Source organism: Pseudomonas asturiensis (genome assembly GCF_900143095.1).
GTDB classification, from domain to species: Bacteria; Pseudomonadota; Gammaproteobacteria; order Pseudomonadales; family Pseudomonadaceae; genus Aquipseudomonas; species Aquipseudomonas asturiensis.
On record NZ_FRDA01000020.1, the window covers coordinates 50,973 to 71,162 of the forward strand.

Sequence of the window (20,190 nt, forward strand, 5' to 3'; positions counted from 1 at the left end):
GGGGTGGCTGAAGAGCGCATCGCCGGCAAGCCGCCTCCCTCAGGGCGTGTGTTTATCCCGTCATGCCTGTGTAAAACATGGGGCCAGAGCATGCGCCCCATTTTTTCAAGGCAGAATCACGCCGCGACAAACTGCTCCGCGTAGTGGCAAGCCACCTGGCGGTTGTCGACCAGACGCAGTTCCGGTACGTCGGTGGCGCAGCGTTCGGTTGCGTATGGGCAGCGCTTGTGGAAGGCGCAGCCGCTTGGCGGGTTGAGCGGGTTGGGCAGCTCGCCGACGATCTTGATCTTGGGTTTCAACGGATCAGGATGGATGGTCGGGGTGGCTGACAGCAGCGCCTGGGTGTACGGGTGCAGCGGACGGTTGTAGATCTCGTCCTTGGGACCCATTTCCGCAGGCCGGCCCAGGTACATCACCAGCACGGTGTCGGCGACATGACGCACCACCGACAGGTTGTGGGAGATGAACACATAGGCGGTGTTGAATTCCTGCTGCAGGTCCATGAACAGGTTCAGTACCTGTGCCTGAATCGACACGTCCAGTGCCGATGTCGGCTCATCCGCCACCAGTACCTTGGGTTGCAACATCATCGCCCGCGCCAGTGCGATGCGCTGACGCTGACCGCCGGAGAACATGTGCGGATAGCGCTGATAGTGCTCGGGACGCAAGCCGACCTGAGCCATCATCGCCTGCACTTTCTCACGGCGTTCGGCCGCAGACAGGTTGGTGTTGATCAGCAGCGGCTCGCCGAGCTGATCACCGATTTTCTGCCGCGGGTTCAACGAGGCATACGGGCTCTGGAACACCATCTGCACGTCCTTGCGCAACTGCTTGCGCTCGGCCTTGCTGGCGCCAGCCACTTCCTGTCCGGCGATCTTCAGCGAGCCAGACGATGGCTCCTCGATCAGTGTCAGGGCGCGTGCCAGCGTGGATTTGCCACAACCGGATTCGCCCACCACCGCCAGGGTCTTGCCTGCTTCCAGTTCGAAAGACACGCCGTTGAGGGCACGCACCAGCGCCGTGCCCTTGAACAGTCCGCGAGAGACTTCATAGTGACGGGTAAGGTCGCGGGCGGTAAGTACGACGCTCATTACGCCACCTCCTGATTCAAGGGATAGAAGCAACGCGCAAGGCTGTGAGCCTTGGGGTCCAGCGCCGGACGCTGGACGCGGCAGTTGTCCTGCACGTACGGGCAGCGCGGCGAGAGCAGGCAGCCCAGCGGACGGTCGTAACGACCGGGAACCATACCCGGCAGGGTCGCCAGACGCTCGGCGCCCATGCTGTGCTCCGGAATGGCCGCCAGCAGCGCTTCGCTGTACGGATGCGCAGGCACATCGAACAGACCGGGCACCTGGCCCACTTCAACGGCCTGGCCTGCGTACATCACACAGACCCGCTGAGCGGTTTCGGCGACGACGGCCAGATCGTGGGTGATCAGAACCAGCGCCATGTCCTGCTCTTTCTGCAGGCTCAGCAGCAATTCCATGATCTGCGCCTGGATGGTCACGTCCAGTGCGGTGGTCGGCTCGTCAGCGATCAGCAGTTTCGGCTCGCCCGCAATGGCCATGGCAATCGCGACGCGTTGGCTCATACCGCCAGACAGCTGATGCGGGTAAGCATTCAGACGTGCGGCAGCGCCAGGGATCTCGACCTTTTCCAGCAGTTCCAGTGCGCGCTGACGTGCCGCCTTGCCGGACATGCCCAGATGTTGACGCAGGACTTCCTCGATCTGAAAACCCACGGTGTAGCTGGGGTTCAGCGCGGTCATCGGGTCCTGGAACACCATCGCCAGGTCCTTGCCGATGATGCGGCGACGTTGGCGCGCGCTGAGTTTGGTCAGGTCCTTGCCGTCGAAGTTGAGCGCGTCGGCAGTGATGATGCCAGGCGCATCGATCAGGCCCATCAGCGCCATCATGGTCACGGATTTACCCGAACCCGACTCGCCTACGATGGCCAGCACTTCGCCTTTCTCGACACTCAGCGACAGGCCATCCACGACGGGCACAGCCTTGGCGTCGCCAAAGCGGACGTTGAGATTCTTGATTTCAAGCAGTGACATACGAATCTCCTCAGGCGGCGTTCTTGAGTTTCGGGTCCAGCGCATCGCGCAGGCCGTCGCCCATCAGGTTGATTGCCAGCACGCTGAGCAAAATGGTCAGACCGGGCAGGCTCACGACCCACCAGGCGCGTTCGATGTAGTCGCGGGCCGAGGCGAGCATGGTGCCCCACTCAGGCGTCGGCGGTTGTACGCCAAGGCCCAGGAAGCCCAGTGCCGCAGCATCGAGAATTGCCGACGAGAAGCTCAGGGTGGCCTGAACGATCAACGGCGCCATGCAGTTGGGCAGCACAGTGATGAACATCAGGCGCGGCAGGGTCGCACCGGCCAGGCGCGCAGCGGTTACATAGTCGCGGTTCAGTTCGCCCATCACCGCAGCACGGGTCAGGCGGACATAGGACGGCAGCGACACGATCGCGATAGCGATCACGGTGTTGATCAGGCCAGGGCCGAGGATCGCCACGATGGCCACTGCCAGCAGCAGCGAAGGCAGGGCGAGCATGATGTCCATCAGGCGCATCACCGAAGGACCCAGAATGCGCGGGAAGAAACCCGCCAGCAGGCCCAGCAGAATGCCGGGGATCAACGACATGACCACCGAAGACAGGCCGATCATCAGCGACAGACGCGAGCCCTGAATCAGGCGCGACAGCAGGTCGCGGCCCAGCTCGTCGGTGCCGAGGATGAATTGCCATTGGCCGCCCTCCAGCCAGACCGGCGGGGTCAGCAGGAAGTCGCGGTACTGTTCGCTCGGGTCATGCGGGGCAACCCAGGGGGCGAACAGTGCGCAGAACACGATGATGATCATGAAGATCAGACCGGCAACGGCTCCCTTGTTCTTGGAGAACGCTTGCCAGAACTCTTTGTACGGGGACGGATAAAGCAGGCTTTGATCGACTGCTACCGAAGGAGTAGGTGTGCTCATATCGATGATCTCAGCGCTGGTGACGGATGCGTGGGTTGGCAAAGCCGTAGAGGATGTCCACCACGAAGTTGACCAGGATCACCAGGCAGGCGATCAGCAGGATGCCGTTTTGCACGACCGGATAATCGCGGGCGCCGATGGCTTCGATCAGCCACTTGCCGATGCCCGGCCAGGAGAAGATCGTTTCGGTCAGTACCGCACCGGCCAGCAAGGTGCCGATCTGCAGACCGAAAACGGTCAGGACCGGAATCAGGGCGTTACGCAGGCCGTGGACGAACACCACGCGCGCAGGCGACAGGCCCTTCGCTCTGGCTGTGCGCACATAGTCTTCACGCAGCACTTCGAGCATCGAGGAGCGCGTCATTCGGGCGATCACCGCCAGCGGAATGGTGCCCAGCACGATGGCCGGAAGAATCAGGTGATGCAGGGCGTCGAGAAACGCGCCTTGCTCATCGCTGAGCAGGGTGTCGATCAACATGAAACCGGTCACCGGAGGGATGTCGTAAAGCAGATCAATCCGCCCGGACACCGGCGTCCAGCCCAGCGAAACCGAGAAGAACATGATGAGGATCAGGCCCCACCAGAAGATCGGCATGGAGTAACCGGCGAGGGAAATTCCCATGACCCCATGGTCGAACAGGGACCCTCGCTTGAGTGCCGCGATGACGCCGGCCAGAAGCCCGAGCACGCCTGCGAAGATCAGGGCTGCCAGCGACAACTCGAGGGTTGCCGGGAACAGCGAGGTGAATTCAGTCCAGACGCTGGTGCGCGTACGCAACGATTCACCGAGATCGCCCTGGGCGAGCTTGCCGATGTAATCGATGTACTGGGCATACAGCGGCTTGTTAAGGCCGAGGCGTTCCATGGCCTGAGCGTGCATTTCCGGGTCGACCCGGCGCTCGCCCATCATGACTTCCACCGGGTCGCCCGGAATCAGACGAATCAGCGCGAAGGTCAGCAAGGTGATGCCGAAGAAGGTGGGGATCAGTAACCCCACCCGGCGGGCAATAAAACTAAACATCTTGTGGTGTACCTCATCAGCCGGTCAGGCGTACCGCCCTTGCTCTTGTGGAGCGCAGGCGGTGGTTTTTTCTACTTCACCCCGGTCGTGGTGAAGTTGTTATTGGTCAGCGGGCTGATATGAAAGCCTTCGACATTTTTGCGCATTGCCACGAACAGTTTTGGATAAGCCAGGCTGATCCAGGGCTGTTCCTGATTGAACACGTGTTGAGCCTGTTTATAGAGGGCAGCCCGTTCGCTCGGTTCGGTCATTTTGCGAGCCTGGGTGATTGCCTCTTCAAACGCCTTGTTGCACCAGCGGGCATAGTTCTCGCCATTCTTCGCCGCATCGCAGCTCAGGTTGGGGGTCAGGAAGTTGTCCGGGTCGCCGTTGTCGCCGGCCCATCCTGCGAAGACCATGTCATGCTCGCCATTCTTGGCGCGTTTGAGCATTTCGCCCCATTCCATGATGCGAATGTCGATCTTGATGCCGACCTTGGCCAGATCGGCCTGGAGCATCTGTGCCCCCACCATCGGGTTGGGGTTGGTCACCGCGCCGCCGTTGCGGGCGAACAGGGTAAACACTTGACCCTCGGGTACGCCAGCTTCCTTGAGCAGGGCGCGAGCCTTGTCCGGGTCGTAAGGCGTTGCCTTGCTGTCGGTGTCGTAGCCGATCATGGTCGGCGGATAAGGCCCCACGCCTTCAGTGGCCTTGCCCTCACCAAACAGCGCCCTGATGTAGGACTTCTTGTCGAAGGCCAGATTGATGGCCTGTCGCACACGCACATCGCTCAGGTATTTGTGCGAGGTGTTGATCGCAACATAGCTGGTCATCATGGCTTCCATCTCGTCGATCTTGAGATTGGGGTCAGCCTTGATGTTGGCAATATCGTCAGGTTTTGGATAAAGCGCAACCTGACATTCATTGGCCTTGAGCTTTTGCAGGCGCGTGTTGTTGTCCAGCGTGATGGCGAAGATCAGCACTTCGCTGGGCACTTTGCCCTTCCAGTAATCAGGGTTGGCTTTATAGCGGACCTGAGCGTCCTTGGCATAGCGCGTCAGGATGAACGGCCCTGTGCCAATCGGTTTGCTGTTGAATTCGGCCGTCTTGTTGCTCTTGAGCAACTGATCGGCGTATTCGGCGGAGTAAATCGAGGTGAACGGCATGGCCAGATCACGCAGGAACGGCGACTCGGGGCGCGTGAGGGTGAACTTGACGGTGGAGTCGTCGACTTTCTCGACGCTCTTGAGCAGGTCCTGGAAGCCCATGCTCTCGAAATAAGGGTAGCCGACCAGCGAGAGTGCGTGCCACGGGTGCTTGGGGTCCAGTTGTCGCTGGAAGCTCCAGACCACGTCATCGGCGTTCATTTCGCGGGTGGGTTTGAAATAGTCGGTGGTCTGAAACTTCACACCCTTGCGTAGCTTGAAGGTGTACGTCATGCCGTCGGGGCTGATGTCCCAGCTCTCGGCGAGGCCTGGAACCGTGTCGGTGGTGCCGGGCGTAAAGGCGACCAGGCGTTCGAGAATGGTTTCTGCCGAGGCGTCTGCCGTGACGGCAGTCGTGTACTGCACGATATCGAAACCTTCAGGGCTGGCCTCTGTACAGACCACCAGCGGTTTGGCCGAGACAGTTGCAGCAGCGCTGAGCAGCGCAATGGCCATAGAAGCGCGGAGCGATAGCAGTTTCAATAGAAGCCTCCTTGATGTAATGCGAAACGGCGGCTGATGGGGTATCAGCCGCCGTTCCTCGATCGCTTACAGAATGTTGAATGGAATGGTGGTCACCAGGCGGAATTCGTTGATGTTGCCATCAGCCTGGTTTTCGCTGGCGCGGTGGGTGGTGTAGGTCGCACGAATCGCGGTGGCCTTGAGCGGGCCCGACTGTACGGAGTAGGACGTGCCGATGCCGTACTCGTAATGGGTCTCGCCGTCCATTGCCAACACGTCGGTGTAGCCGGTGCCCTTGTAGTGCGTGCCGTCGATATCCCAGCCGCGCGCCTGGTAGATGTTGAATTTCAGGCCTGGTACGCCGTACTCGGCCATGTTCAGCACATAGGCGATCTGCAGGGATTTTTCGTTCGGGCCGTTGAAGTCCGACAGCAGGGAGTTGGCCAGGAAGATGGCGTTGGTGTCGTGGGCGTAGTCGAAGTACTCGTTACCGGCGACTTCCTGGTAAGCAATGCTCACGCTGTGGGCGTTGTGCGTGCCGGTGAAGGACAAGCTGTAGGTGTCGTTGTCGATGGCGCCCAGTTTGCTCTGGCCGGCGTCTTTGGTCTTGTAGTAGTTCAGGTTGCTGCTCAGTGCAAAGACCTTGCTGTCACCGATTTCGTGGGTGAAGCCGAAGTAGTACTGATGCCAGAAGTCTTCCAGGTTCGATGCGTAGAAGCTGGTGGTCAGGCTGTCGGTTGGCTTGTAGTCAGCGCCGAACATGTCCAGACGGTCGGCGGTCTGGCTGCGATCACCGTATTCGGAGCGGAACTTGTCCAGGCTCTGTTCCATACGCGGCGAAACACGGTCGAAGCTGCCGGCCTGCAGGGACAGGTTGTTGAACTCATCGCTCTGTACGGCGAAACCCTGGAAGCTGGATGGCAGCGCACGGTTGCCGATGAAGGCAATGACCGGCGTGTTGACCGACTGGCGACCCATCGTCAGTACCGTATTGGAGACGCGCGCCTTGACGTTGCCCAGGCCCATCTTGCTCCACTGGCCTACGGCATCACCGTCGCTGTCTGCCAGGGTGCGGTTGGAGTTGCCAGCGAAGTCGCCGGTGTCGCGGTCCAGCGCAATGGCGTTGTACAGCGCAAGTTCGGTGGAGAAACCCACGGTGCCCTGGGTGTAACCCGAGGTGTAGTTGACGATGGTGCCTTGCTGCCAGTTGATACGACGTGGCGTCTGTTTCCTGACACCGTCTTCGGTGTAGGAGAACGTGCTGTCGCGACGACGCAGTTCGTTGGCGTACCAGTTACGGGTGGTCCCGGTCAGGTGTTGGTCTTCGAAGAAGCCATTGGCTTCAGCCTGTGCATTCTTTGAACTCAGCTCGGTCGGTACGAAAGCCTGGCTGGCGGGTTCTGCCTGAACCATCGCGCCAAAGGACGAAAGAGACAAGGCCAATAATGCAGTGCTGGTTGTTTTCACGATGTACAGCTCCCTTTACTACTTTTATAAATGCCAGCTTTTTGAGGTCTGGCTTTAGTGATGCAGGGCCTTGGAGCCCTGCCTTGTTATTGATGAAACCTATGAACGGCGCAGGCGCTATCGCCCTGCGCTAGACCGGCGCAGGGCGATACGCGAGTGTTATCGAAGTTAGTCGGCGACGCTGACGCCGGAAAAGTTGTTACGACCGAACGGGCTGACGTGGAAGCCTTCGACTTCTTTGCGCAACGGCTGATTGACCGTCGAATGCGCGATGGGCGTGATAGGCACCTGTTCTTTCAGATAACGCTGTGCCTGCTTGTAGAGGTCGGTGCGTTGTTCGCGGTCGGTGGTGGCGATGGCGGCCTTGATCAGAGCGTCATACTTTTCGTCGCACCACATCGAGTAGTTGTTGCCGCCAATGGCTGCGCAGCTGTAAAGCGTGCCCAACCAGTTGTCCGGGTCACCGTTGTCACCGGTCCAGCCGATCAGCGAAATATCGTGCTCGCCGTTCTTGGTGCGCTTGAGGTATTCACCCCACTCGTAACTGACGATCCTGACCTTGATGCCCACCTTGGCCCAGTCGGACTGAAGCATCTCAGCCATCAGCTTGGCGTTGGGGTTGTACGGACGCTGCACGGGCATGGCCCACAGCGTCAGCTCGGTGCCTTCCTTGACGCCCGCATCGCGCAGCATCTGCCTGGCTTTCTCCGGGTCGTAAGCCGCATCCTTAATGGTCTCGTCATAGGACCATTGGGTCGGCGGCATCGCGTTGACGGCCAGTTGGCCTGCGCCCTGGTACACCGCGCTGATGATTGCCTTCTTGTTGACTGCCATATCCAGCGCCTGGCGCACCTGCAGGTTGCCCAGTGGTTCATGGCGCACGTTGTAGGAGATGTAGCCGAGGTTAAAGCCCGGACGCTCCATGACGTTCAGCGCCTTGTCGGTCTTGAGCGCTTCGAGGTCCGCCGGACGCGGGTTGAGCGTGACCTGGCACTCGTTCTTGCGCAGCTTCTGCACGCGCACCGAGGCGTCGGTATTGATTGCGAAAATCAGCTGGTCGATCTTCACCCGGCTCGGGTCCCAGAACTCCTTGTTGCCGCGATAGCGAATCTGCGAGTCCTTCTGGTAACGCTGGAATACGAACGGGCCCGTGCCGATGGGCTGCTGGTTGATGTCGCGTGCGTTGCCGCTGGCCATTAATTGTTCGGCGTATTCGGCAGACAGGATCGAGGCGAAGTTCATCGAGATGTTTTGAATGAACGCGGCATCGACGGTGTTCAGCGTGAAGACCACTGTCATCGGATCGGTCTTTTCGACCGACTTGATCTTCTTGTTCAGCCCCATGCCGGTGAAGTAAGGAAACTCGGTCGGATAGGCAACGCGGAACGGATGATCGGGTTTGAGCATGCGATTGAACGTGAACAGCACGTCATCGGCGTTGAACTCGCGGCTGGGCTTGAAGTTCTGGTTGCTGTGAAACTTCACGCCCTGACGCAGATGGAAGGTGTAGACCAGCCCGTCGGGCGAGACGTCGACAGAGGTTGCCAGTGCGGGCACGACAGTGGTGTCGCCCTGCTTGAATTCGTAAAGACGGTTGTAGATGGGTTCGGCCGCATCATTGTCGGTGGCCGAGGTGTACTGCGCAGTATCAAAACCCGCAGGGCTCGCTTCGGAACAGAACACCAGATTGCTCGCGGCATTGGCCGATGGAGTCAGTGCAAGCAGACTCAGGCCAAGGCAAGACGTCATCGCAAGAGTTTTACGCATGATGATCCCTATCCTTCAAGGATGAGCACTCAGGCTCGGTAACTAACAGGCCCTTAAGGCAATAACCTGAACAACACACCATACTTGCGGGTGCCGGGCCATGATGGCGGGCTCCCTGCCTGTGCCATCACCTCGCGACGGTATGTCGGCGAAGGCATCTGGTAAATAGGCCTGCAGGCTTCAAGATGTGTAGGAAATATCTCTAGAGGTAGTGGCTTAGTGCCTTTAGTTGCACTTTATCTGCTACCCGAAAGCGTTCTTTTGTTCAGGAAGAGCGTGGACTGTGCTGCACGAACAGCACAGTCCAGACGCGTTTACTTCACGCTCACGCCGTAGAAGGAGTTCAAGCCGAACGGGCTGATCTTGAAGTCCTGCACTTTGTTGCTCATGGGCTGATAGACCGTCGAGTGCGCGATAGGCGTCATCGGCACTGCGTCCTTGAGGAGGTGTTGCGCCTGTTTGTACAGTTCGGTGCGCTTGGCCTGATCAGGTGTTGCCTTGGCCTGCTTGATGATGGCGTCGTAAGGCTTGTCACACCATTTGGCAAAGTTGTTGCCGTTAAGGGCGTCACAGCCAAACAGGGTGCCGAGCCAGTTGTCCGGGTCACCATTGTCGCCGCTCCAGCCAATCAGCATGGCGCCGTTTTCGCCGTTCTTGGCGCGCTTGATGTACTCGCCCCACTCGTAGCTGACGATGCGCGCGTTGATACCGATCTTCTTCCAGTCGGACTGGAGCATCTCGGCCATCAGTTTGGCGTTCGGGTTGTAAGGACGCTGGACCGGCATTGCCCACAGGGTAATTTCGGTGCCTTCCTTGATACCGGCTTCCTTGAGCAGCGCCTTGGCTTTTTCAGGGTCGTACTTGGCATCCTTGATGGTGTCGTCGTAGGACCACTGCGTTGGCGGCATGGCGTTGACTGCCAGTTGACCTGCGCCCTGGTAGACCGAGTCGATGATCTGCTGCTTGTTGACGGCCATGTCCAGGGCCTGACGTACCTTGAGCTGGGACAGCGGGTTCTCGCGGTCTTCGCCCTTGATCTTGTCCATCACGTTGTAGGCGATGTAACCCAGGTTGAAGCCAGCCTGATCAGGCATTTTCAGATTCTTGTCGGCCTTGAGTGGCTCAAGGTCTGCCGGGCGTGGATAGGCGGTGATCTGGCATTCGCCTTTCTTGAGCTTCTGGATACGCACCGACGGGTCGGTGGTAATGGCGAAGATCAGGTTGTCGATCTTGACGTCTTCAGGCTTCCAGTAATCCTTGTTGCCGGTGAAGCGGATGTTGGAATCTTTCTGGTAGCTCTTGAACACGAACGGGCCAGTGCCTACCGGCTTCTGGTTGATGTCCGCAGCCTTGCCTTCCTTGAGCAGCTGGTTGGCGTACTCGGCAGACTGGATCGAGGCGAAGCTCATGGCCAGGTTCTGGATGAACGCCGCGTCAACGGTGTTCAGTACGAACTTGACGGTGTAGTCGTCGACCTTCTCGATCTTGGCGATGTTCTTGTCCATGCCCATGTCGGTGAAGTACGGGAACTCGGTCGGGGCAGCCTTGCGGAACGGCATGTCCGAATCGATCATCCGGTTGAACGTGAACAGCACGTCATCGGCGTTGAAGTCGCGGGTCGGCTTGAAGTAAGGCGTGGTGTGGAACTTGACGCCCTTGCGCAGGTGGAAGGTGTACGTCAGTACGTCGTCAGAAATATCCCAGCTGGTTGCCAGACCTGGCTGAACGGCGGTGCCGCCACGCTCGAACTGGGCCAGACGGTTGAACATGGTCTCTGCCGACGCATCGAAATCGGTGCCGGTGGTGTACTGGGCCGGGTCAAAGCCCGCAGGGCTGCCTTCGGAGCAGAACACCAGATTCGATGCTGCGTGAGCGAAAGGTGCGCTGGCGAGCAGAGCGCTGCCGACTAGGAACGGAATGACCGCTTTTTTGAGCATGGTGGCCTCAGTTGTTGTCATTTTTTGATTAGAGGGACCGACCTCATGAGCCGATCCATCCGATACTTATGCAGGGGCCATACCCAAAGCAATACGTTGACGCCAAAGAAGCAATAAAGAGTGGCACGATCGTACACGAATGTCGCGAAAGTGTAATTCTGGACGCATTTGATCGTTTGCGCGTCGTATTTAGAAACATTTGGTGCACCATCGCGGCGCAACCGGGTTACATAAATGCACCCGGTTGGGGCCTTGATTGTTACCTCACTGGCTCAGGCTGACCCCATAGAAGGGTGTCAGGCCGAACGGGCTGATCTTGAAGTCCTGCACTTCCTTGCGCATTGGCTGGAACACCTTGGAGTTGGCGATCGGCGTGATCGGCACCTGTTCCTTGAGGATATGCTGGGCCTGTTGATACAGCTTTATGCGTTCGTCGCGGTTTGTCGTGAGCTTGGCCTGCTGTACCAGCTTGTCGTAAGCCGGGTCGCACCACTTAGCGTAGTTGCTGCCTTTGACGGCTGCACAGCTATAAAGCACACCGAGCCAGTTGTCCGGGTCGCCGTTGTCACCGGTCCAGCCGTAGATCATTGCGTCGTGTTCGCCTGCCTTGGCGCGCTTGATGTACTCGCCCCATTCATAGCTGACGATGTTGGCCTTGATGCCGATCTTGTCCCAGTCGGACTGGATCATCTGCGCCGACATGCGCGCATTGGGGTTGGACGCGCGTTGAACCGTCATCGCCCACAGATCGATTTTCGTGCCCGGTGCCACACCGGCTTCCTTGAGCAACTGCTTTGCCTTGGTCAGGTCGCGGGGTGCGTCCTTGACCGTCGGGTCATAGCTCCACTGGCCCGGCGGCAATGCGTTTTCAGCCAGTTGCCCTGCGCTCTGGTAAACCGCCTTGATGATGGCCTGTTTGTCGATGGCCATGTCCAGCGCCTGACGAACCTTGAGCTGATCGAGCGGCGCGTGGGTCACGTTGTACGCCAGAAAACCGAGGTTGAAGCCTGGCTGACTCAATACCTTCAGCTTCGGGTCCTTCTGGACCTCTTCGATATCCTGCGGACGAGGGTAGCCGCTGACCTGACATTCCCCGGCCTTGAGTTTCTGCAGCCGCACGGCGGCATCGCTGTTGATCGAGAAAATCAGGTTGTCGATTTTGACGTCTTCAGGCTTCCAGTACTCGGTGTTACCTGCGTAACGAATCTGCGAGTCTTTCTGGTAACGCTTGAACACGAACGGTCCTGTGCCGATCGGCTTCTGGTTGAGGTCCTGGGCTTTGCCCTCCTTGAGCAACTGGTCGGCATATTCGGCGGACTGAATGGAGGCAAAGCTCATGGCCAGGTTCTGCACGAACGCGGCATCGGTGTTGTTCAGCGTGAACCTGACCGTATGGGCATCGACCTTCTCGACACTTTTTATCGTGGTGTTGAGGCCCATGTCGGTGAAGTAGGGCGACTCGGACGGGTAAGCCTTGCGAAACGGATGGTTCGGGTCCAGCAGACGATTGAAGGTGAACAGCACGTCATCGGCGTTAAAGGTGCGGGTCGGTTTGAAATAGTCCGTGGTATGGAACTTCACGCCCTCACGCAGGTGAAAGGTGTAGGTCAGGCCATCCGCAGAACTCTCCCATTTCGTTGCCAGCCCAGGCTCCACTTCGGTACCGCCACGCTTGAATTGCGTCAGGCGGTTGAAGACGGTTTCGGCCGAGGCATCGAAGTCGGTGCCGCTGGTGTACTGGCTGGGGTCGAAGCCTGCCGGGCTTGCTTCGGAGCAATACACCAGGGTGCTGGCTGCCTGAGCAAATGGCGCGCAGGCCAGCAGCGCGGTGGACAGGAGCAGCGGTTTGAAAATGGTTTGTCCCATGGAGCCCTCGCGAAGTACGGCAATAACCGGGTGGGTTGTCGTCACGCACGGTGTCGACAACCCGATGGACCACGATAGTGCCGCACTTGGTCGGAATCGGACAAATCTTACTTGCGAGTAATTTTTTTCCACAGGTCAGGCAGTGAAGTGCTTTCAAAGAACGTATCCAGAAAACTGCCACTGCCCTGTTTGAATTGCTGCAGGGCCTCTGTCGCATGGTCCTTGATGTGATGCTGAAGCTGATTCAGTTCACTCTTCAATGCCGCGCGCCTGACCTGTTCGGGATTGGCCTCGGCCCACTTGCCGACCAGTGTGTCCTGCCAGTCAGTGTCCATGGCATGTGTGAAGAATTGCGCCGCGACCTGCGAAGGGTGTTCGGCCTCATCTGCACCCTGCCACTGCCCCAGCACCGCTTTGCCTACCTGAAGCACGGCATGCCTTGCCAGCAGCGCAGCCAGGTCGTGCAGCGGATGTTCAGCGTGGTCCTTGGCCAGTTGAGAGTGGGACGGATCTGATGAACCATTGGTGTTGGGGTCATCGCCCAGCCCGGTCTGCATGTCGTCGATGCTGTTGCCTAGCACCGTCATCAAACCCTGCATGACGCCGCCCATGGCGTTGCCAATGAGTTGGCCCGGTGTCGCCACGAACGCGTAGAAGCGCTCGACCTGCTCGGAAAATGAAAGCTGCGCCCAGCCGTCGCGGGCGGTCAGGAAGCTTTCATAACCCTGAAGCAATCGCTCGTCCGGGTGTTCGTCGAGCAGGATCTGAATGATCTGGTCACGCTCATAGCGAGCGCCTGGCTGTAGCGCTTCAAACGGTTTTTTGTCGGTTGGAAACAGGATCTTGCCAAGGGGAGCCGCGAGGCTGGCAATGATGTCGCTGCCGCCAAAGCTGCCGGTCACCAGTGGCAGGCGATGTTTGCACTCGGCTTCGGAGGTCCAGGGCAGCACATCGGTATGGCCCAGTTTGATCAGGCTCAGTTCGACGAAGTTGGAGTGAGCGAAGAAGTCTTCGAGTATATGCAGCGCGGCGCCCAGGGCTCTGAGCCCGTCGGTGGAAGAGGGGCCTGCCTGCACGGCGACGTCCAGGTCGGTGGTCATCAGGTCTACAGACCGCTGTATATAGCGCTTCATGGACGTGTCGGGGTCAACCTGCAGGGCGGGATCGTCAGGCAAAAGCCAGTCATCGAAGTCTGCATCGCGTGCTTTCGGGTCGGCGGGGTTCGGGTTGATCACCCTGGGGTTGTCGATGTGCTCACTGGCGCGATAAACGCCCAGGCGCTGCGGCGTCACGATGAAGCGTGCCCGGTCTGTTTTCATCAGGTCGGTGAAGGCTTTCACGGCCAGCACGTCGACGATCTTCGTCAGCGCGTCGCGAGACAGCAGGTCAGGAAAGCTTTTGGGCATATCAGGTGCGCGAACGATCTTGGGATCGACCAGCTGCGAATAGTCGCGCAGCCAGTTGCCGTAGTAGATGGCGCGTATCTCGTCATACCTGAAACCGGCAGCTTCCAAAACTGTTTCGATGGAACTGTGGGTGTGTTTGTGTTCGTCCCCTTCACCCGCGTCAAAGCGCATGGGTGCGGCCATTGGTTCGGGGTGTTCTGGCTTATGTTCTGAAGGATTCATCCATGATTCCTGAAAGTGAGGCAGGCGCTCGCCTGCGCAGCGATACCCGATTGGGAAGAGCGTTCGATTTTACGGACAGGGGAGTGGTGCGAAATCAGCCAATCCGGCAGATGTTGTAGGAAGCCGCTGCTTATCAAACAGTACGCAACCACTGAAGACGCGCGATCTCATGGGAGCTTGCTCGCGAAGGGGTGGTGCTGACACTGTCGCTGTGCCATTGCCTTCGTGAGCACGCTCACTTGCAGGGTTGGCCTTGAAGGGGCGGCGGTGTCCCCCACTGGAAACCGCCTTTGCTCAGTCAATTGACGTCAGATGGACGCTCGACTCAAGGAATTGCAACCTCGATCACGCCATCCGCTGCAACGCTGACCTGGCTGGTGCCAGCCTCGACGTCAGGCGTCGGTGCTGCGTCTTCGCGTGATGCTTTCATCATCATGACCGGTGCGCGCAGATACGGCTGTGGGTAGCCGGAGGTATTGAGGTTCAGGTTGACCAACTTGTAACCGGTGCCGCCCAACGCCTCGGTGACCAGTTGCGCACGGGCCTTGAACGCTGTCACGGCATCCTTGAGGAGGGCGTCTTCGCTGGTCTTGCGAGTGGAGGGCGAGATCGAGAAGTCCATGCCGCCCATTTTCAGATCACCGAGCAGCTCGCCGGTCAGTTTGGACAGCGCTGCAAAGTCGGCGCTTTCCAGACGAAGTTCGGCGCGCTCACGCCAGCCGGTGATCTTCCCCCCTTTGTCGCTGTAGATCGGGTAACTGTTGCGGCTGCCCTGGCTGATCTTCACGTCCTTGACCTGGCGCGCCTGACCCAGCGACTTGTTCAGGGTTTCGGTGATCTGCGCGGCCAGCTTGGCAGGGTCGCTGTCCTGTGCTTCGGTGTAGAGCGTGACCAGCATCAGGTCGCGCTGTACTTCCTGATTGACCTCGGCGCGCAGGGAAATCTGGTTGTAGCGGGCCTCTTCAGCCATGGCCGGGAAGCTGGAAAGTGCGGCAGCCGTCAGCGCGAACAGCGTGAGAGCAGGGCGAAGATTGAACATGAGAACTCCTTGTCATGAGACGGCCTCCGACCACTGTCGGGCGGCACAGACCCATGAGACTCTAGCCATCGTTTCTGGTTCCTGCGCCGCCGACGTGCCTGACGATGCGGCGCGTTGACGCACTTTTCCAGTTTTACCCCGTGCTTGGTTATACTCGTTGCGATCCGCCTGGAGCGCTCATCAGGAGAGCTCATGCTCGCCCCCGTTCAAATGCTTTCAGCCACGCGTCAGAACCTGTGGCGCCTGACATTCATCCGCATCCTGGTGCTGGCCGCTCAAGCCGGTTCGGTGGGCATCGCCTGGCTGTTCGACTTCCTTCCGCTGCCGTGGCTGCAGTTGTCCATCACGCTGGGCTGCTCGCTGATCCTGTGCCTGTTGACGGCCATTCGCCTGCGCACCTCGTTGCCCCTGACCGAACTGGAATACGCCTTGCAGCTGGCGCTGGACCTGTTGATTCACAGTGCGTTGCTGTACTACTCGGGCGGCTCGACCAACCCGTTCGTGTCCTATTACCTGGTGCCCCTGACCATCGCGGCGGCGACCTTGCCGTGGCGTTACTCGCTGATCCTGTCCGGCTTCGCGCTGGGGCTCTATACCTTCCTGATGGTGAAGTCCTATCCGCTGGAGACCTACCCCATCGCCCGGGAAAACATGCAGATCTACGGCATGTGGCTGAGCTTCGTGCTGGCTGCCGGGGTGATCACGTTTTTTGCGGCGAAAATGGCCGAAGAGCTGCGCCGACAGGAACAACTGCGTGCCGAGCGCCGCGAAGAAGGACTGCGTGATCAGCAGCTGCTCGCCGTGGCAACCCAGGCTGCCGGTGCGGCTCATGAGCTGGGTACGCCGCTGGCGACCATGAGTGTGCTGCTCAAGGAAATGCGTCAGGATCACAGCGATCCGGCCCTGCAAGACGATCTGGCGGTGTTGCAGGAGCAGGTCAAACAGTGCAAGCAGACCCTTCAGCAACTGGTGCGCGCCGCTGAGGCAAACCGGCGCATGGCGGTCGAAATGCAACCGGCTACGCAATGGCTGGACGAATCGCTCAATCGCTGGCATCTGATGCGTCCCGAAGTGAGCTACCGCTTCCAGAAACTGGGCAAGGACGAGGTGCCGCTGCTGGCACCGCCGCCGGACCTGACTCAGGCGCTGCTCAACCTGCTCAACAACGCCGCCGATGCGTGCCCTGATGGTCTGGAAGTCAATCTGGACTGGGACAGTTCCGAGGTCTGCATCAGCATCCGCGACCATGGCCCTGGCGTGCCGCTGGCCATTGCCGAACAGATCGGCAAACCGTTCTTTACTACCAAGGGCAAAGGTTTCGGCCTGGGCCTGTTCCTGAGCAAGGCCAGCGTCACCCGCGCGGGTGGCTCGGTAAAGCTCTACAGTCATGAAGAAGGCGGCACGCTCACCGAGCTGCGACTGCCCCGTGACACGCGAGGAGAAGAAACATGAGTGACGAAGAGATTCAGGTGGAAGGCGAAGAGTTACCGCACCTGCTGCTGGTCGATGACGATGCGACCTTCACCCGTGTCATGGCACGCGCCATGAGCCGTCGCGGTTTTCGGGTCAGTACCGCCGGTTCTGCCGAGGAAGGCCTGATACTGGCGCAGCAGGACATTCCTGAATACGCCGCGCTGGACCTGAAGATGGATGGCGACTCCGGACTGGTGCTGCTGCCCAAGCTGCTGGAAATGGACCCGGACATGCGCGTGGTGATTCTCACCGGTTATTCGAGCATCGCCACGGCGGTCGAGGCCATCAAGCGTGGTGCCTGCAATTACCTGTGCAAGCCGGCTGATGCCGACGACGTGCTGGCGGCGCTGCTGTCCGAGCACGCCAACCTCGACACGCTGGTCCCGGAAAACCCCATGTCGGTGGACCGCCTGCAGTGGGAGCACATCCAGCGTGTGCTGACCGAGCATGAAGGCAACATCTCGGCAACCGCCCGGGCACTGGGCATGCACCGCCGTACCTTGCAGCGCAAATTGCAGAAGCGTCCCGTGCGTCGTTAATGAAGCTTTCTTCATGGTGATCGTTCAGGCGTTTTTTTGCTTCATTGTGGTCAGGCATCGTTCTTTTATAGACAGCGAGCCTGAATCACATGAAACGCAATGCCGAATACTCCGACGTCAACGACACCGTTAAAGGGGCGTTCTTTCCCCGGGTCTGGAGGCTGATCACGCCCTATTGGCGCAGCGAAGAAAAGACCATGGCCTGGGTACTGCTGGTGTCAGTGATCGCCCTGTCACTGTTCAGTGTGCAGGTCTCCGTACTGTTCAACAGCTGGTACCGGGATTTTTACAACGCCCTGCAAAACAAGGATCTGGCCGCGTTCACGCACCTGATTCTGTACTTCAGCGGCATTGCCGCCGTTGCCATTCTGGCGGCCGTGTACCGGCTTTACCTGACCCAGATGCTCACGATCCGCTGGCGGCGCTGGCTGACCGAGCAGCATTTTGCCCGCTGGCTGGCGCACAAGAATTACTACCATCTGGAGCAGGGCGGCTACACTGACAACCCCGACCAACGCCTGTCCGAAGACCTCAATGAGTTCACCACCAGCACCTTGAGTCTGGGGCTTGGCCTGATGAGTTCGGTGGTCAGTCTGGTGTCCTTTTCGGTCATCCTGTGGGGCGTGTCCGGCAGCATCGAACTGTTCGGGATCACCGTCCCCGGCTACATGTTCTGGGCTGCCATGCTGTACGCGATCGTCGGCAGTCTGTTGACCCACTGGATCGGTCGGCGCTTGATTCCCTTGAACAACCAACAGGAACGCTACGAAGCGGACATGCGTTTTGCGTTGGTGCGTGTGCGTGAAAATGCTGAAAGCATTGCGCTGTCCGATGGCGAGCGTAACGAGAACCAGCGTCTGAGCGGGCGTTTTTCCATGATCTGGAACAACGTGCTGACCTCGATGAAAGTGCAGAAACGTCTGACATTCTTCACCTCGGGTTACTCACAGATCGCGCTTATCTTTCCCTTTATCGTCGCCGCTCCCCGGTACTTCGCCGGCAAGATCGAGCTGGGTGATCTGATGCAGATCAACTCGGCGTTCGGCAATGTGCAGGAGAACTTCAGCTGGTTCATCAGCGCGTACTCCACGCTGGCATCCTGGCGGGCGACGAGTGATCGTCTGTTGAGCTTTCGCCAGGGCATGACCGACCTGGAAAATCGTCCACCGGCGATTGAACGGGTTCATGCCGATGACGCGCTCGACCTGCAAGACCTGGGTCTGTCACTCGCAGGTGGACGGCAGTTGTTGAACGGTGCCCACCTGCACATCGCAAAAGGTCAGAAGGTGATGCTCAGCGGCCGCTCGGGCAGTGGCAAAAGCTCGCTGCTCAGGGCGCTGGGCGGCCTGTGGCCACTGGGTCAGGGCCGGATTCGGATGCCTGTCGGCGAAGGGTTGTTCCTGCCGCAGCGCCCGTATCTGCCGATTGGAACCCTGCGAGAGGTCTTGAGTTATCCACAGCCGGCTGAAGGTTTCGCTGCCCAGCGCTTCATCGATGTGCTGAACAAGTGCCGCCTCGAACACCTGGCCCCGCGCCTGGACGAGAGCAATCACTGGCAACGCGTGCTGTCGCCCGGCGAGCAGCAGCGAGTGGCCTTCGCCCGCGCGCTGTTGCTGGCTCCGCGCTGGCTGTATATGGATGAAGCGACGTCGGCAATGGATGAAGAGGATGAAGCGGCCATGCACCACGCGATCATCAATGAGATCCCCGGTCTGACCCTGCTCAGCGTGGGGCATCGCAGCAGTCTCAAGCGTTTTCATGACCGGCATGTGCATGTCGAAGCGGGGCAATTGGTTGAGCGGCGCGCGTCTGAACCGGCCTGATGTCGCTTTTGGATAGCAGGTGTAGCTTTTGAGGTGTGATCATACAACCGCTGAGCTATGATTGGCGCTCGTTTAACTGTCCAGAGATCGACGTTGGATATGGAAAATCAAACCGCTCCGCCCCGCGCTCGTAGAAAACACCGCAGCCTTGCGCAGGAGCTGGTGACTGAACTCTCCGAGCGTATTCGCAGCGGACAGCTCAAGCGTGGCGATAAACTGCCCACTGAATCCGCGATCATGGAGGAGCAGGGCGTCAGTCGTACTGTGGTCCGTGAAGCGATTTCGCGTCTGCAGGCGTCGGGGCTGGTCGAAACCCGTCACGGGATCGGCACCTTTGTGCTGGATACGCCCAGCCCGAGTGGCTTCCGGATTGATCCGGCCACCATCGTTACCTTGCGTGATGTGCTGGCGATTCTCGAACTGCGCATCAGCCTTGAAGTCGAGTCCGCAGGACTCGCCGCGCAGCGCCGCAGCACCGAAGAGCTGGCGGCCATGCGGGCGGCACTGGACGCGCTGAACGAAAGCGCGGCGCACGCCACGGATGCAGTGGCCTCGGACTTTCAGTTTCACCTGCAGATCGCGCTGTCGACCGGCAATCGTTACTTCACCGACATCATGACTCACCTGGGCACCAGCATCATTCCGCGTACGCGGCTGAATTCTGCGCGTCTGGCCCATGATGATCAGCAGCACTACATGGACCGCCTCAGCCGCGAGCACGAGGAAATCTACGAGGCCATCGCCCGTCAGGACTCCGACGCCGCCCGCGCCGCGATGCGCCTGCACCTGACCAACAGCCGCGAACGCCTGCGTCATGCCCATGAAGAGGCTGAATCGCAGCGGGCCTGATGGTGCCTGAGCGTTCCGATGCGGAGCGCTCAGCGTTATACGCAACGCCTCATGGGGAATACGCTCCCACTGCATTCAACCAGACATTTCCGTTCTGGCCTTGTTTTGCGCTTCTTGCGGATTTGTCTATAACGCAGAGCGCGCACGATCAGCG

At 59.4% G+C, this 20,190-nt stretch carries 15 protein-coding genes; 4 read left to right on the forward strand and 11 right to left on the reverse strand.

Annotation, left to right across the window (positions count from 1 at the left end; all coding sequences use genetic code 11):
- Positions 1 to 116: 116 nt before the first annotated feature.
- The 11 genes from BUB69_RS24845 to BUB69_RS24895 form a co-directional block, all read right to left on the reverse strand.
- The gene (locus BUB69_RS24845) at positions 117 to 1,091 is read right to left on the reverse strand and encodes a peptide ABC transporter ATP-binding protein (RefSeq protein ID WP_073172026.1); all 975 of its coding nucleotides are present in this window, start codon (positions 1,089 to 1,091) and stop codon (positions 117 to 119) included.
- Positions 1,091 to 2,059, reverse strand: a complete 969-nt coding sequence (locus BUB69_RS24850; RefSeq protein ID WP_073172028.1) for an ABC transporter ATP-binding protein — start codon at positions 2,057 to 2,059, stop codon at positions 1,091 to 1,093. Before BUB69_RS24850 ends, BUB69_RS24845 begins: the two co-directional genes overlap by 1 nt.
- 10 nt (positions 2,060 to 2,069) lie before the next feature.
- The gene (locus BUB69_RS24855) at positions 2,070 to 2,981 is read right to left on the reverse strand and encodes an ABC transporter permease subunit (protein ID WP_073172030.1); all 912 of its coding nucleotides are present in this window, start codon (positions 2,979 to 2,981) and stop codon (positions 2,070 to 2,072) included.
- Positions 2,982 to 2,991: 10 nt separating this feature from the next.
- Complete coding sequence (locus BUB69_RS24860) at positions 2,992 to 4,002, reverse strand: ABC transporter permease subunit (protein WP_004887871.1); 1,011 nt, start codon at positions 4,000 to 4,002, stop codon at positions 2,992 to 2,994.
- 71 nt (positions 4,003 to 4,073) lie between these two features.
- Entirely contained in the window at positions 4,074 to 5,669 is a 1,596-nt protein-coding gene (locus BUB69_RS24865; RefSeq protein ID WP_073172032.1) for an ABC transporter substrate-binding protein, read from the reverse strand.
- A gap of 66 nt (positions 5,670 to 5,735) precedes the next feature.
- Positions 5,736 to 7,115: an OprD family porin gene (locus BUB69_RS24870; RefSeq protein WP_073172034.1), complete on the reverse strand. Its 1,380-nt coding sequence runs from the start codon at positions 7,113 to 7,115 to the stop codon at positions 5,736 to 5,738.
- A 168-nt stretch (positions 7,116 to 7,283) separates the two neighbouring features.
- Positions 7,284 to 8,882, reverse strand: coding sequence for an ABC transporter substrate-binding protein (locus BUB69_RS24875; protein WP_073172036.1), 1,599 nt, complete (start codon positions 8,880 to 8,882; stop codon positions 7,284 to 7,286).
- A 314-nt stretch (positions 8,883 to 9,196) separates the two neighbouring features.
- Positions 9,197 to 10,819 (reverse strand): ABC transporter substrate-binding protein, encoded by a 1,623-nt coding sequence (locus BUB69_RS24880; RefSeq protein ID WP_073172038.1) that lies wholly within the window; start codon positions 10,817 to 10,819, stop codon positions 9,197 to 9,199.
- Between the two features lie 264 nt (positions 10,820 to 11,083).
- Entirely contained in the window at positions 11,084 to 12,685 is a 1,602-nt protein-coding gene (locus BUB69_RS24885; RefSeq protein WP_073172041.1) for an ABC transporter substrate-binding protein, read from the reverse strand.
- A 107-nt stretch (positions 12,686 to 12,792) separates the two neighbouring features.
- A complete protein-coding gene (locus tag BUB69_RS24890; RefSeq protein WP_073172045.1) occupies positions 12,793 to 14,313 on the reverse strand; it encodes an HET-C-related protein in 1,521 nt (506 codons plus the stop codon).
- Between the two features lie 325 nt (positions 14,314 to 14,638).
- Complete coding sequence (locus tag BUB69_RS24895) at positions 14,639 to 15,352, reverse strand: SIMPL domain-containing protein (RefSeq protein WP_073172048.1); 714 nt, start codon at positions 15,350 to 15,352, stop codon at positions 14,639 to 14,641.
- A gap of 192 nt (positions 15,353 to 15,544) precedes the next feature.
- Here BUB69_RS24895 and BUB69_RS24900 point away from each other — a divergent pair, with 192 nt between their 5' ends.
- From BUB69_RS24900 to BUB69_RS24920, 4 genes are all read left to right on the forward strand, one after another.
- Positions 15,545 to 16,804 (forward strand): ATP-binding protein, encoded by a 1,260-nt coding sequence (locus BUB69_RS24900; protein WP_073172052.1) that lies wholly within the window; start codon positions 15,545 to 15,547, stop codon positions 16,802 to 16,804.
- Positions 16,801 to 17,364 carry a response regulator transcription factor gene (locus BUB69_RS24905; RefSeq protein ID WP_004883127.1) on the forward strand — a complete coding sequence of 188 codons (564 nt, stop codon included), beginning with the start codon at positions 16,801 to 16,803 and terminating at the stop codon, positions 17,362 to 17,364. Before BUB69_RS24900 ends, BUB69_RS24905 begins: the two co-directional genes overlap by 4 nt.
- An 89-nt stretch (positions 17,365 to 17,453) precedes the next feature.
- Positions 17,454 to 19,187, forward strand: coding sequence for an ABC transporter ATP-binding protein/permease (locus BUB69_RS24915; protein ID WP_073172055.1), 1,734 nt, complete (start codon positions 17,454 to 17,456; stop codon positions 19,185 to 19,187).
- A gap of 99 nt (positions 19,188 to 19,286) precedes the next feature.
- The gene (locus BUB69_RS24920; RefSeq protein ID WP_073172059.1) at positions 19,287 to 20,036 is read left to right on the forward strand and encodes a FadR/GntR family transcriptional regulator; all 750 of its coding nucleotides are present in this window, start codon (positions 19,287 to 19,289) and stop codon (positions 20,034 to 20,036) included.
- The last annotated feature ends 154 nt before the right edge of the window (positions 20,037 to 20,190 follow it).

Excerpts from the sequence above, each read along its gene's own strand:
- BUB69_RS24845 (WP_073172026.1), bottom strand. The coding sequence starts at position 1,091 with ATGAGCGTCGTACTTACCGCCCGCGACCTTACCCGTCACTATGAAGTC.
- BUB69_RS24850 (WP_073172028.1), bottom strand. The coding sequence starts at position 2,059 with ATGTCACTGCTTGAAATCAAGAATCTCAACGTCCGCTTTGGCGACGCC.
- BUB69_RS24855 (WP_073172030.1), bottom strand. The coding sequence starts at position 2,981 with ATGAGCACACCTACTCCTTCGGTAGCAGTCGATCAAAGCCTGCTTTAT.
- BUB69_RS24860 (WP_004887871.1), bottom strand. The coding sequence starts at position 4,002 with ATGTTTAGTTTTATTGCCCGCCGGGTGGGGTTACTGATCCCCACCTTC.
- BUB69_RS24875 (WP_073172036.1), bottom strand. The coding sequence starts at position 8,882 with ATGCGTAAAACTCTTGCGATGACGTCTTGCCTTGGCCTGAGTCTGCTT.
- BUB69_RS24880 (WP_073172038.1), bottom strand. The coding sequence starts at position 10,819 with ATGCTCAAAAAAGCGGTCATTCCGTTCCTAGTCGGCAGCGCTCTGCTC.
- BUB69_RS24885 (WP_073172041.1), bottom strand. The coding sequence starts at position 12,685 with ATGGGACAAACCATTTTCAAACCGCTGCTCCTGTCCACCGCGCTGCTG.
- BUB69_RS24890 (WP_073172045.1), bottom strand. The coding sequence starts at position 14,313 with ATGAATCCTTCAGAACATAAGCCAGAACACCCCGAACCAATGGCCGCA.
- BUB69_RS24895 (WP_073172048.1), bottom strand. The coding sequence starts at position 15,352 with ATGTTCAATCTTCGCCCTGCTCTCACGCTGTTCGCGCTGACGGCTGCC.
- BUB69_RS24900 (WP_073172052.1), top strand. The coding sequence starts at position 15,545 with ATGCTCGCCCCCGTTCAAATGCTTTCAGCCACGCGTCAGAACCTGTGG.
- BUB69_RS24905 (WP_004883127.1), top strand. The coding sequence starts at position 16,801 with ATGAGTGACGAAGAGATTCAGGTGGAAGGCGAAGAGTTACCGCACCTG.
- BUB69_RS24915 (WP_073172055.1), top strand. The coding sequence starts at position 17,454 with ATGAAACGCAATGCCGAATACTCCGACGTCAACGACACCGTTAAAGGG.
- BUB69_RS24920 (WP_073172059.1), top strand. The coding sequence starts at position 19,287 with ATGGAAAATCAAACCGCTCCGCCCCGCGCTCGTAGAAAACACCGCAGC.